The following is a 12,746-nucleotide window of genomic DNA, read 5'->3' on the forward strand; positions in this document are numbered from 1 at the left end:
GCTAAAACGCAGCGGTTGCGATGTGTCGACCGCGGATGGACCGGCGGCAGATCGCGACAGTCGAGGAAGCGGGGCTTTTTGCTCCGCTTTTTTGTTGACCGGATTTTTCGACGGAAGCGCAGTTTCCGCGCCAGAAAAAAGCCCGCCGAAATGACCCGGCGGGCGACTGAAGGAAATCGTTGCGAATTATCAGGCGGCAAGGACCGCCTTCGGTTCGACCATTTCGTAGCCGAGCGCCTCAGCGACGGCGCGGTTGGTGATCTTGCCCTTATGAACATTGAGGCCGTTGCGCAAATGGTGGTCGTCGACCAGCGCCTTGAGGCCCTTGTCGGCGAGCTGTAGGCCATAGTGCAGCGTCGCGTTGTTGAGCGCGTGCGCCGAAGTGACCGGCACGGCACCGGGCATGTTTGCGACGCAATAGTGGATCACGCCGTCGACCTCATAGGTCGGATCGGCGTGCGTCGTGGCATGTGAGGTCTCGAAGCAACCGCCCTGGTCGATCGCGACGTCGACCAGCACCGAGCCCTTCTTCATGCCGGAAAGCATTTCGCGGGTGACGAGCTTGGGCGCGGCGGCGCCCGGGATCAGCACGGCGCCGATGACGACGTCGGCCGAGAAGCATTCTTCCTCCAGCGCTTCGACGGTCGAGTAGCGTGTGTGGACGCGACCGCCAAAAATGTCGTCGAGCTGGCGCAGGCGCGGGATCGAACGGTCGATAATGGTGACGTCGGCGCCGAGGCCGGCCGCCATCTTGGCCGCATGCAGGCCGACGACGCCGCCGCCGAGCACCGTGACCTTGCCGGGCAGCACGCCGGGCACACCGCCGAGCAGCACGCCGCGGCCGCCATTGGCCTTCTGCAGCGCAGTCGCGCCGGCCTGGATCGATAGGCGGCCGGCGACTTCCGACATCGGCGCGAGCAGCGGCAGGCCGCCGCGGTCGTCGGTCACGGTCTCATAGGCGATCGCGGTGACGCCCGAGCCAAGAAGACCCTTGGTCTGCTCCGGATCCGGAGCCAGATGAAGATAGGTGTAGAGGATTTGGCCGTCGCGCAGCTGGACCCATTCGTTTGGCTGCGGTTCCTTGACCTTGACGATCATGTCGGATTTGGCGAACACGTCGGCGGCCGTCTTGGCGATAGTGGCGCCGGCGGCGCGATAGGCGTTGTCGTCGGCGCCGATGCCGGTGCCAGCACCGGTCTCGACCAGCACTTCATGGCCATGCGCGACATATTCGCGGACCGAGCCCGGCGTCAGGCCGACGCGATATTCATGGTTCTTGATTTCCTTGGGGCAGCCGACACGCATTTTTCTTCTCCCTGTCCGCGCCCTTCAGGGGGCGCTCTCACTGTCGCTCGTGCATGTCACCGGGTCGAAATTGCGGAGGGTGGACACGCAGTAACCGCAGTCAACCACGAATCGTTCCGTATGTGTTTGCGAATGCACTTGCGGTAATGGTCGCTCTTCGATAATCGTTGCGCAAAATGACTTGAAATTCGCAGGAACCACGAAAAATGCGGCTCGACAGGATTGATATCGCCATTCTGGAGACTTTGCAGAAGGATGGCCGGATCCCCAATGCGGCGCTCGCGGAGAAGGTCGGCCTTTCCCAATCAGCCTGTTCACGCAGGCTCGACAATCTGGAGAAGTCCGGAACCATCCGCGGGTATCACGCGCGGCTGTCCAATTCCGCGCTCGGCCACCAGATGACGGCGATCGTGCACATATCGCTGTCGGGGCAATTCGAAAAAACGCTGTCGGATTTCGAGGCGGCAATCAAGCGCTGCCCGAACGTGCTCTCCTGCCATCTGATGTCGGGCGAATACGACTACATCCTGCGCATCGCGGCGAAGGATCTCGTCGACTATGAGCGCATCCACAAGGAATGGCTGTCAGCCATGCCGCACGTCACCAAGATCAACTCGTCCTTCGCGCTGCGCGAGATCGTCGATCGCACGGCGGTCGGGCTGCGGCCTGAGATGGCTTAAACCGCTGCGGCTTCGGTCACCACAGTAGTCATTGGGATATCGTGCGGCTGCGGGTAGATGGTCGGGATGCGCTGCAATTCGTAGCCGACGCCGATCACCAGCGGCCTGAACGGCATTGCGGCAAGCGTGCGATCGTAAAAGCCGCCGCCATAACCCAGCCGATAGTTGCTCGGATCGATGCCGACGATCGGCGAGATCACGATGTCGGGCAGCACCGGGTTGCCCTCGGCCGGGATCGGAATGTTCCACACGCCCTTTTCCAGCCGGTCGCCCTGTTTGTAGGCGCGAAACACCAGCGGCTGTCCCTTCTCGATGACGACGGGCAGCGCGGTGCGCCCACCGCGCTCGTTGATCGAGGCCATCCAGCCACGCAGATCCGGCTCGCCGCGAAACGGCCAGTAGAGGCTGACCATCCGGCCGGCTATGTCGCCGATCAACGCGTCGAGGCCTTCCGCGATGCGTGCCGACATCGCGGCGCGCGCATCGGCTGAAACGGCGAGGCGCCCGGTGATGAGTCGCTCACGCTCGGCCTTGCGCCATCGCCGAACATCCGTCCAGTCGGAGAGCGGCTCCCGGTATTCCGGGTCGAGTTCGTGCATGAAACAGGGCGGTGAGGCGTATTGGGCCGGGCCTTCGTCGTCGTGTTTGTCAGCCATGCTTGGCTCCTGTCGTTTTGTTTCACGCTATACTCGCACGTGTGCGACCGCATGTGCATTCACGACGCCGCACGACGACTCCCGGGCATGACCGTTGCCATGCGCAATATTGTTGCAGTGCACAAAAATACTTACATCATCGGTAGGATTGCACTTTGGCGAGGTGGAATGAAATGAGCGAAACCGAGCATAAAGTCGTTGTCGTCGGCGCCGGCTTCGGCGGTCTCGAACTCACGCGCGCGCTGGCGGGAGCTCCGGTGCGCATCACCATGATCGACAAGCGCAACCACCATCTCTTCCAACCGCTGCTTTACCAGGTGGCGACGACGTCGCTGGCGACCTCGGAAGTCGCCTGGCCGATCCGCCATCTTCTGCGCAGGCGCAAGGACGTGACGACGCTTCTTGGCAATGTCACCGGCGTCGACCGCGCCGGCAAGCGCGTGCTGCTCGAGGATGGCAGCTCGATCCCCTATGACACGCTGGTGCTCGCCACCGGCGCGCGCCACGCCTATTTCGGCCATGACGAATGGGAGCCGTTCGCGCCGGGTCTGAAGACGCTTGAGGATGCCACGACGATCCGGCGCCGTATCCTGCTCGCTTTCGAGCAGGCCGAACGCGAAACCGATCCGGCCAAGCGCCAGGCACTGCTGACTCTGGCCATCGTCGGCGGCGGGCCGACCGGCGTCGAGCTCGCCGGCACCATTGTCGAACTCGCGCATGACACGTTGCGCGGCGAGTTTCGCAACATCGACCCAGGCCAGGCGCGCGTCGTGCTGATCGAAGCCGGCGACCGAATCCTGGCCAATTTCGCGCCGCAGCTTTCCGACTATGCCCGCAAGGCGCTGGAACGGCTGGGCGTCACCATCGAGCTCGGGCGTCCGGTCACGCACCTCGATGCCGAGGGTGTCGTCTTCGGCGACACGCGCTTGCCGGCAAGGACGATCATCTGGGCGGCTGGCGTTGCCGCTTCGCCGGCGGCCGAATGGCTGGGAGCGCCGGCCGACCGGGCGGGCAGGGTAATCGTCGAACCGGACCTCACGGTGCCGGGCAGTCCCGACATTTTCGTCATCGGCGACACCGCGCATGTGCTGCGGCCAGATGGAAAGCCGGTGCCGGGTGTGGCGCCCTCTGCCAAGCAGGAGGGCAAGCATGTTGCCGCGACGATCAAGGCGCGGCTCGCCGGCGACATGGCGACGCGTCCTTTCCAATACCGTCATGACGGCGATCTGGCGACGATCGGCAAGCGCGCCGCGGCCATCGATTTCGGCTGGATCAAGCTCACCGGCTGGCTCGCCTGGTGGCTCTGGGGCATAGCGCACATCTATTTCCTGATCGATTTCCGCAACCGCCTGGCGGTCTCGCTTAGCTGGCTATGGATATACTTTACGGGCCAGCGCAGCGCGCGCCTGATCACGCAAGGCGACGACGACAAAAGCTGATTCCCAGGCCGCCGCCTGCGGGCAGCGGAGATGCTTGATGGCCGATCGCGGTTTCATTCCGTCGCCTCAAGAGGGTGGCTTCGCACTCTGCGGCCAGGCCCTCTTGCGCAGGCGCCGTTGGCCGAAAGCGCCAGGCAAAAAGCGGTTAACTGGAACGACTGCCGTCGCTCCCCCCTCTGGTTCAGGCCGTCCGCATGGGATAGTTTTAGCCATGCGTTATGTGATCGTCATCGCCTCCATCACCTTCTTCCTGTTCTGGGACGGACTCTACAATCGCGGCCACTACCTCGATGTGACCGTGCGGGAAGTCTCGCGCATCGTGCGCTATGTTACCGGGTAAGGTCTCGCCGGTTTCGCATCGCGGGCGCGACATCGTTGCCGGTTGACGCCTGGGAATTGCTCCCACAAAAACGCCGCTGAAGCGAAGACCAGGGAGGCTGGCTTGATCCGGCACATCGTTTTCTTCAGCGTGCGGCGCAAGGAAGATGTCGAGACTGTGCGCTCGGGCCTGCTGGCGCTCGGCAAGATTCCGCACTCGAAGCATTTCGAGGTGACGCTCAATACCAAGGTCGATCAGTTCTCCAATGCGATCGATGTCGTCGTCTATGCCGAGTTCGAGGACGAGGCGGCGCTTGCCGCTTACAAGGCGCATCCGATCTATGCGGATACAACCAGCAAGGTGAAGCCGCTGCGCGAACTGCGCTATTCGGCCGATGTCGTGGCCGCTGCCTGAAGCGGCAGAGCACGGTCCGTCGGGCCGCCGCTCTTGAACAGCCGGCCGGAATGAGGCACACCGCGCCGGCATGACCAGAAACTCCGCCCATCCGCTTGACCATCTCGTGCTGCCGACACCGAGCCTCGATGCCGTCCGGTCGCGTCTGACCTCGCTCGGCTTTGTCGTCGCGCCCACAGGCATCCACCCGTTCGGCACTGAGAATGCCTGCGTCTTTTTCGCCGACGGCACCTATCTCGAGCCGTTGGCGGTGGGAGATGCGCAGGCGACGGAACAGGCGATTGCGGCCGGCAATGTCTTCGTAGCGCGCGACCGCCTTTATCGCGAACGACTGGGCGATGAAGGTTTTTCCGCCGTCGTGCTTGGAACCGGCAATGCCGATGCCGACCATATGCGTTTTGTCGAAGCCGGTCTGTCGGCCGGCGATACGCTGCGTTTCTCGCGCGCGTTCACAGATGCGAACGGAAAGAGCGACACGGCATCCTTCAAGCTGGCCTTCGCGGTCGGCAAGGGAGCGACGGACGCCTTCCTCTTCGCCTGCGAGCGCGTGAACCCGCCGAAGATCGATCGCACGGCGTTGCAGGCCCATGCCAATGGCGTGACCGGCATCGTCGAGGTGATCGCCGTGAGCGATGTGCCTTCCGCACAGATCGCATTGATCTCGATCGCCGCCGGGTCGGAGGCAGACGGCGACATGGTGCGGTTGCCGAATACAATCTTGAGCGTGGTCACGCCCGAGAGCTACGCGCAGCGCTTCGGCCTGGCGGCCGAAGCCTCATCGCATTTACGGTTTGAGGCGGTTGTTTTCTCGATCCGCGACAAAGCTACAGCGGCGCACGCGCTTGCGGCCGGGGCCATCGATCACAACATGAGCGGCACTGACATCGTCGTTCCACCGGCGCGCGGGCAGGGCGCCGCCTTCATCTTCCGGGAGATCCCATGAGCAAGCCCTTGGCGCCCAATTCATCGATAACCGTCGGCAAGGTCGTCTTCGCCAACAATGCGCCGCTGTCGCTGATCGCCGGCCCGTGCCAGCTTGAATCGCGCCAGCACGCTTTCGACATGGCCGGCGCGCTGAAGGAACTGACGGAACGGCTGGGAATCGGCCTCGTCTACAAGACCAGTTACGACAAGGCCAACCGCACCTCGCTGTTGGCGACTCGCGGCGCCGGGCTCGATGCGGCGATGCCGATCTTCGACGATCTGCGCAAGGAGTTTGGCCTTCCTGTGCTGACTGACGTCCACAACGAGGAGCAATGCGCGATCGTAGCACCCCATGTCGATGTCCTGCAGATCCCCGCCTTCCTGTCGCGCCAGACTGACATGCTGGTCGCCGCCGCCAGGACCGGCAAGGTCATCAACGTGAAGAAGGGGCAGTTCCTCGCGCCCTGGGACATGAAGAACGTCGTCGCCAAGATCACCGGCTCCGGCAACCCGAATGTGCTCACCACCGAGCGCGGCGTCTCGTTCGGCTACAACACGCTGGTCTCGGACATGCGCGCGCTGCCGGTCATGGCCGAGATCGGCGCCCCGGTGATCTTCGATGCCACCCATTCCGTGCAGCAGCCGGGCGGGCAGGGCGGCTCCTCCGGCGGCGAACGGCGCTTTGTCGCGACGCTCTCGCGCGCGGCCGTCGCCGTCGGTGTCGCCGGCGTCTTCATCGAAACCCATCAGGACCCGGACAATTCGACGTCTTCGGATGGCCCCAACATGCTGCCTCTCAAGGACATGCCGGCGTTGCTGGAGAAGCTCATGGCCTTTGATCGGCTTGCCAAGGGCCACTGATTGCGGCGGCGGACCTCGATCCTGCGCCGGCTTGTGGTGAGCGGGGGCTGCCTCACCGACAGCTGAGCAAATCGTCGGGAACCTTAGCGCGCTCCTCTCATTGTCGGTGCAGGCATTCAACGAGAGGAGCACCATCATGACCACTCCGTCCGGGCATACCGAAGCCATTGCCGCCTCGCGCGTCATCGGCACGTCGGTCTATAACACCGAAGGTAAGAGCATCGGCAGCATCGAGGACGTGATGCTCGACAAGATGTCGAATGGCATCATGTTCGCCGTGATCGGCTTCGGCGGCTTTCTCGGCATGGGCGAGAAATACCACGCCGTTCCGTGGGCGACGCTCGACTATGACGAGGACAGAGGCGGCTACGTCGTGCCGTTCACCAAGGAACAGCTTCAGGCGGCGCCCGCCTATTCGATCGACGAGCTGACCGGCGCCGACGGCGAAGCCGCCCGCGATGCTTCATTTCAGTATTACCATGTGAAGCCCTATTGGCATTGATCGCAGATCGGCAAGCTGGGAATCGAAAGGCCCCCGACACAAAGCCGGGGGCCTTTGACGTTTAGCTACTCCGCCGCGTTGAGGGTCGATAGCTCCACCGAGCTCTGCTGGGGTTTCTGATCGTCGCATGACGTCAGGAACGCTGCCGCGATCAGGAACAAACTCACGATACCGCTCAACTGGGACATGGCGAAACTCCTCCTGTTTCGCCCCGCGCGAACGCGACCATAGATGAGATGGTCACACAGCGCGCATGACTTATGATGACAGAAAATTGCGCTTCGTGAATCACGCCCGCGGCAATAAATGCGGGGCCCGCCGATTGCCTTTTGCTCTGCTTTGGCTAAGAGGGGCGCGACGCTTCAATCGATCAATCGGGGACATCGCAAATGACCGCCATCATCGACATTGTCGGGCGTGAAATCCTGGACAGCCGTGGCAATCCGACCGTCGAGGTCGACGTGGTGCTGGAGGACGGCTCCATGGGCCGCGCCGCTGTGCCGTCGGGCGCATCGACCGGCGCGCATGAGGCGGTCGAAGTCCGGGACGGCGGGCCGCGCTATCTCGGCAAGGGCGTGCAGCGCGCCGTCGAAGCGGTGAACGGCGAGCTGTTCGAGGCGATCGGCGGCATGGAAGCCGAGAACCAGATCCATATCGACCAGACGATGATCGAGCTCGACGGCACGCCGAACAAGAGCCGCCTTGGCGCCAACGCCATCCTGGGCGTATCGCTGGCGGTCGCCAAGGCCGCGGCGGAAGCCGCGGGCCTGCCGCTCTACCGCTATGTCGGCGGCACCAAGGCGCACATCTTGCCGGTGCCGATGATGAACATCATCAACGGCGGCGCGCACGCCGACAACCCGATCGATTTCCAGGAATTCATGATCCTGCCGATCGGCGCGCCGACGCTGCGCGACGGCGTGCGCTGGGGCTCGGAGATTTTCCACACGCTGCGCAAGAAGCTCAAGGATGCCGGCCACAACACCAATGTCGGCGACGAGGGCGGCTTCGCTCCCAACCTGAAGAGCGCGCCTTCGGCGCTCGATTTCATCATGGAATCGATCGAGAAGGCCGGCTTCAAGCCGGGTGAGGACGTAGCCCTAGGTCTCGATTGCGCGGCGACCGAGTTCTTCAAGGACGGCAATTACGTCTATGAGGGCGAGAAGAAGACCCGCGATCCGAAGGCGCAGGCCAAGTACCTTGCCAAGCTCGCTGCCGATTATCCGATCATCACCATCGAGGACGGCCTTGCCGAGGACGATTGGGAAGGCTGGAAGATCCTGACCGATCTGATCGGCAAGAAGACCCAGCTCGTCGGCGACGATCTCTTCGTCACCAACACGGCGCGGCTGCGCGACGGTATCCGCATGGGCGTCGCCAATTCGATCCTGGTCAAGGTCAACCAGATCGGCTCGCTGACCGAGACGCTCGACGCCGTCGAGACCGCGCACAAGGCCGGCTACACCGCCGTCATGTCGCATCGCTCGGGCGAGACCGAGGATTCGACCATCGCCGACCTCGCCGTCGCCACCAATTGCGGGCAGATCAAGACCGGCTCCCTGTCGCGTTCGGACCGCATGGCCAAATACAACCAGCTCATCCGCATCGAGGAAGAGCTCGGCAAGCAGGCGCGCTACGCAGGCAAGTCGGTGGTCAAGGGCTGATCCGGCCTGTTCGAACAGTCTGGAAAGGGCGGGTCATTCCCGCCCTTTTTCGTTCCGGCGATCCTCGATAAGGGTCGTCCGTAACCGTCCATTAAGCACAATCGGGCGAAATACGATTCATGGCCGCTTGCGTTCGCGGCCGCGAGGGTTCGGGTCATGTGGACACGTCAGCACAAGCAGAGAAACACCGGCAGGCTGATCATCCCCTCGCTTTGCGTGCTCTTCCTAGCCTATTTCGGCTTCCACGCCTATCACGGCGAATTCGGCATCTATTCCAAATATCGGCTGCAGGCCCGTGCGGTTGAATTGCAGGCCCAGCTTGACGCCGTGAAGGCGCGCCGGATCGACTTCGAGCGTCGTGTCCAGCTGATGCATGAGGGTACGCTGGAGAAGGATATGCTTGACGAGCAGGCCCGAAAGGCGCTCAATCTGTCCCATCCGGACGAAATCACCATTATGCTGCCTACCTCGACGAAATAACCGAATTTCGGTTAATCGCCTTTATTTTCAATGATTCTAACCGCTTAGATGCATGCCAGCCATGCGTTTTTCAGCATGGCGCAATGCATCCTTGCATGTTAGCTTTCCGCAATCGTGGGGAGACGATCGATCTCCCTGAATGTCCGCGAAGAGACGCCAACAGGGAGTGACGCATGGCCACCGCCGCCAAAAAAGCGCCCGCAAAATCCAGATCCGACAAGCAGCCCAATCTGTCAGCGCCCAAACCGGCGGATTTCACCAAGGAAGAAGAGCTTTCCGCCTACCGGCACATGCTTTTGATCCGCCGCTTCGAGGAGAAGGCGGGCCAGCTCTACGGCATGGGCTTCATTGGCGGCTTCTGCCACCTCTATATCGGCCAGGAGGCCGTCGTCACCGGCATGAAGATGGCGCTGGTCGAAGGCGACCAGATGATCACCGCCTATCGAGACCATGGCCACATGCTGGCGATGGAGCTGTCGCCGCGCGGCGTCATGGCCGAGCTCACCGGCCGCCGTGGTGGCCTGTCGAAGGGCAAGGGCGGCTCGATGCACATGTTCTCCAAGGAGAAGCATTTCTATGGCGGCCACGGCATTGTCGGCGCGCAGGTGTCGCTCGGCACCGGTCTCGCCTTCGCCAACCGCTACCGCGACAACAAGAATGTCTCGCTGACCTATTTCGGCGATGGCGCCGCCAACCAGGGCCAGGTCTATGAAAGCTTCAACATGGCCTCACTGTGGAAGCTGCCGGTGATCTACATCATCGAGAACAACCGCTACGCCATGGGCACGTCCGTGTCGCGCTCGTCGGCCGAGACCGACTTCTCGCATCGCGGCGCTTCCTTCAAGATTGCCGGCATCCAGGTCGACGGCATGGACGTCCGCGCGGTGAAGTCGGCGGCCGATCTCGCCACCGAATGGTGCCGTGCCGGCAACGGTCCGCTCATCCTCGAGATGCAGACCTACCGCTATCGAGGCCATTCGATGTCCGACCCGGCAAAATACCGCTCCAAGGAGGAGGTGCAGAAGATGCGCTCCGAGCATGACCCGATCGAGCAGGTCCGGGTGCGGCTGCTCGACAAGAAGTGGGCAAGCGAGGACGAGCTCAAGGCCATCGACAAGGAAGTCCGCGACATCGTCGCCGACGCCGCCGAATTCGCCCAGAACGACGCCGAGCCGGATCCGTCCGAGCTCTGGACCGACATCGTACTCTAAGGAGAGGGCAAGGACATGCCGATCGAAATTCTCATGCCCGCGCTGTCGCCGACGATGGAAGAGGGCAATCTTTCCAAATGGCTGAAGAACGAAGGCGACAAGGTCGTCGCCGGTGACGTCATCGCCGAGATCGAGACCGACAAGGCGACGATGGAGGTCGAAGCTGTCGACGAAGGCACGCTGGCCAAGATCGTGGTTCCCGCCGGCAGCGAAGGCGTCAAGGTCAACGCGGTCATCGCCGTGCTTGCCGTCGACGGCGAGGACGTCGACAAGGCCGGCGAAGGCATCGGCGAAGAAGAGCCCGCCAAGGCTGAAAAAGCCGCGCCGGCCCCGGCGCAAGCTTCGGCCAAAAGCGAGGCGTCCGCCGCTGTCGCCGCCGCGCCGAAGGCGGAGATCGCCGCCGATCCGGATATTCCAGCCGGCACCGAGATGGTTTCCACCACGGTGCGCGAAGCGCTGCGTGACGCCATGGCCGAGGAGATGCGCCGCGACGGCGATGTCTTCGTCATGGGCGAGGAAGTCGCCGAGTACCAAGGCGCCTACAAGATCACGCAGGGCCTGCTGCAGGAATTCGGGCCGAGGCGCGTCGTCGACACGCCGATCACCGAGCATGGCTTTGCCGGCGTCGGCGTCGGCGCCGCAATGGCGGGGCTGAAGCCGATCGTCGAGTTCATGACCTTCAACTTCGCCATGCAGGCGATCGACCAGATCATCAACTCGGCCGCCAAGACGCTCTATATGTCCGGCGGCCAGATGGGCGCGCCGATCGTCTTCCGCGGCCCCAACGGTGCGGCGGCCCGCGTCGCCGCCCAGCATTCGCAGTGCTATGCCGCCTGGTACAGCCATATTCCCGGCCTGAAGGTGGTGATGCCCTATACGGCCGCCGACGCCAAGGGCCTCCTCAAAGCCGCGATCCGCGATCCGAACCCGGTCATCTTTCTGGAGAACGAGATCCTCTACGGCCATTCCTTCGACGTGCCGAAGCTCGACGACTTCGTGCTGCCGATCGGCAAGGCGCGTGTCCACAAGCAGGGCAAGGACGTCACCCTGGTCTCCTTCGGCATCGGCATGACCTATGCACTCAAGGCGGAAGCCGAGTTGCGCGGCATGGGCATCGACGCCGAGATCATCGATCTCAGAACCGTCCGGCCGCTCGACTTCGACACGATCATCGCCTCGGTGAAGAAGACCAACCGTCTCGTGGTTGTGGAAGAAGGTTTTCCGCAGAACTCGGTCGGCGACCACATCGCCAACCAGGTCTCGCAGCGCGCCTTCGATTTCCTCGATGCGCCGGTGATCACCATTGCCGGCAAGGACGTTCCCATGCCTTACGCGGCGAACCTCGAGAAGCTGGCGCTGCCCAACGTCGGCGAAGTCGTCGAGGCCGTCAAAGCCGTTACCTATCGCTGAGCCGGTCGGGAGGACATCATGCCAATCAACATCACCATGCCGGCGCTCTCCCCGACCATGGAAGAGGGCAATCTGTCAAAATGGTTGGTCAAGGAAGGCGATAAGGTTTCGCCGGGTGACGTGATCGCCGAGATCGAGACCGACAAGGCGACGATGGAGGTCGAAGCCGTCGATGAAGGCACAGTCGCCAAGCTGGTGGTTCCGGCCGGCACCGAAGGCGTCAAGGTCAACGCGCTGATCGCCATCCTGGCCGGTGAAGGCGAGGATGCCGCGGCCGCTGCCAAGAGCGGCGGCGGCGCCGCGCCCAAGGCCGAAGCGCCGAAAGCGGATGCCCCGAAGGCCGAGCCGCCCAAGGAAGCTGCCAAGCCGGCAGCAGCCGCAGCGGCGCCCCCGCCGGCGAAGGCCGAGCCTGCTCCCGTCGCCAACGGCCACGCCGCCGGCGATCGGGTCTTTGCATCGCCGCTGGCCCGCCGCATCGCCAAGGACGCCGGCGTCGACGTGACGGCGCTGACCGGTTCCGGCCCGCATGGCCGCGTGGTGAAGGTCGATGTCGAAGCGGCGATCGCTTCCGGCGGCGCTCCGGCTTCGAAGGCGCCCGCCGGCACCCCGTCTGCTCCGGCCGCAGCACCCAAGCCGATGTCGGACGACCAGGTGCTGAAGCTGTTCGCCGAGGGCTCCTACGAGCTCGTGCCGCATGACAATATGCGCAAGACCATCGCGCGCCGCCTCGTCGAGGCGAAGTCGACCATCCCGCATTTCTATTTGACGCTGGACTGCGAGCTCGACGCGCTGCTTGCGCTGCGTACGCAGCTCAATGCCGCAGCCCCGATGAAGAAGACCGAGAAGGGCGAGGTTCCAGCCTACAAGCTCTCGGTCAACGA

General features: G+C 63.3%; 15 protein-coding genes. 12 read left to right on the plus strand and 3 right to left on the minus strand.

The window, feature by feature from the left end; all coding sequences use genetic code 11:
* Positions 1–189: 189 nt before the first annotated feature.
* Complete coding sequence (ald, locus tag LB523_RS27215) at positions 190–1,305, minus strand: alanine dehydrogenase (protein ID WP_224547534.1); 1,116 nt, start codon at positions 1,303–1,305, stop codon at positions 190–192.
* 206 nt (positions 1,306–1,511) lie between these two features.
* On the opposite strand from ald, the gene LB523_RS27220 reads away from it, so the two are divergent.
* A complete protein-coding gene (locus LB523_RS27220; protein WP_040982960.1) occupies positions 1,512–1,985 on the plus strand; it encodes an Lrp/AsnC family transcriptional regulator in 474 nt (157 codons plus the stop codon).
* Here LB523_RS27220 and LB523_RS27225 read toward each other — a convergent pair.
* Positions 1,982–2,641 carry a 5-formyltetrahydrofolate cyclo-ligase gene (locus LB523_RS27225; protein ID WP_224608831.1) on the minus strand — a complete coding sequence of 220 codons (660 nt, stop codon included), beginning with the start codon at positions 2,639–2,641 and terminating at the stop codon, positions 1,982–1,984. The genes LB523_RS27220 and LB523_RS27225 overlap by 4 nt on opposite strands.
* 173 nt (positions 2,642–2,814) lie before the next feature.
* On the opposite strand from LB523_RS27225, the gene LB523_RS27230 reads away from it, so the two are divergent.
* From LB523_RS27230 to LB523_RS27250, 6 genes are all read left to right on the plus strand, one after another.
* Complete coding sequence (locus LB523_RS27230; RefSeq protein WP_224608834.1) at positions 2,815–4,080, plus strand: NAD(P)/FAD-dependent oxidoreductase; 1,266 nt, start codon at positions 2,815–2,817, stop codon at positions 4,078–4,080.
* A 211-nt stretch (positions 4,081–4,291) separates the two neighbouring features.
* Positions 4,292–4,420 carry a hypothetical protein gene (locus tag LB523_RS29320; protein ID WP_263481783.1) on the plus strand — a complete coding sequence of 43 codons (129 nt, stop codon included), beginning with the start codon at positions 4,292–4,294 and terminating at the stop codon, positions 4,418–4,420.
* A 102-nt stretch (positions 4,421–4,522) separates the two neighbouring features.
* Entirely contained in the window at positions 4,523–4,813 is a 291-nt protein-coding gene (locus LB523_RS27235; protein ID WP_095765474.1) for a Dabb family protein, read from the plus strand.
* 70 nt (positions 4,814–4,883) lie between these two features.
* Complete coding sequence (locus LB523_RS27240) at positions 4,884–5,756, plus strand: VOC family protein (RefSeq protein ID WP_224530137.1); 873 nt, start codon at positions 4,884–4,886, stop codon at positions 5,754–5,756.
* The gene (gene kdsA, locus LB523_RS27245; protein WP_224608837.1) at positions 5,753–6,598 is read left to right on the plus strand and encodes a 3-deoxy-8-phosphooctulonate synthase; all 846 of its coding nucleotides are present in this window, start codon (positions 5,753–5,755) and stop codon (positions 6,596–6,598) included. Before LB523_RS27240 ends, kdsA begins: the two co-directional genes overlap by 4 nt.
* 136 nt (positions 6,599–6,734) lie before the next feature.
* Positions 6,735–7,100 carry a PRC-barrel domain-containing protein gene (locus LB523_RS27250; RefSeq protein WP_095765629.1) on the plus strand — a complete coding sequence of 122 codons (366 nt, stop codon included), beginning with the start codon at positions 6,735–6,737 and terminating at the stop codon, positions 7,098–7,100.
* Positions 7,101–7,165: 65 nt separating this feature from the next.
* On the opposite strand, the gene LB523_RS29325 is transcribed toward LB523_RS27250, so the two are convergent.
* Positions 7,166–7,288, minus strand: a complete 123-nt coding sequence (locus LB523_RS29325; protein WP_263490149.1) for a hypothetical protein — start codon at positions 7,286–7,288, stop codon at positions 7,166–7,168.
* Positions 7,289–7,489: 201 nt separating this feature from the next.
* Between LB523_RS29325 and eno the strand changes: the two genes are divergently transcribed.
* The 5 genes from eno to LB523_RS27275 all read left to right on the plus strand — a co-directional run.
* The gene (eno, locus tag LB523_RS27255; RefSeq protein ID WP_140542896.1) at positions 7,490–8,764 is read left to right on the plus strand and encodes a phosphopyruvate hydratase; all 1,275 of its coding nucleotides are present in this window, start codon (positions 7,490–7,492) and stop codon (positions 8,762–8,764) included.
* A gap of 156 nt (positions 8,765–8,920) precedes the next feature.
* Positions 8,921–9,244, plus strand: coding sequence for an FtsB family cell division protein (locus tag LB523_RS27260; protein WP_095765470.1), 324 nt, complete (start codon positions 8,921–8,923; stop codon positions 9,242–9,244).
* A gap of 173 nt (positions 9,245–9,417) precedes the next feature.
* Positions 9,418–10,455 (plus strand): pyruvate dehydrogenase (acetyl-transferring) E1 component subunit alpha, encoded by a 1,038-nt coding sequence (gene pdhA, locus LB523_RS27265; protein WP_224608840.1) that lies wholly within the window; start codon positions 9,418–9,420, stop codon positions 10,453–10,455.
* A gap of 15 nt (positions 10,456–10,470) precedes the next feature.
* Entirely contained in the window at positions 10,471–11,865 is a 1,395-nt protein-coding gene (locus LB523_RS27270) for a pyruvate dehydrogenase complex E1 component subunit beta (RefSeq protein WP_224608843.1), read from the plus strand.
* Positions 11,866–11,883: 18 nt separating this feature from the next.
* Positions 11,884–12,746 (plus strand): biotin/lipoyl-containing protein (locus LB523_RS27275; RefSeq protein ID WP_224608846.1); only part of this gene is annotated, 863 nt, incomplete at its 3' end.

This window comes from Mesorhizobium sp. ESP-6-4, from assembly GCF_020164735.1.
Taxonomy (GTDB): domain Bacteria; phylum Pseudomonadota; class Alphaproteobacteria; order Rhizobiales; family Rhizobiaceae; genus Mesorhizobium.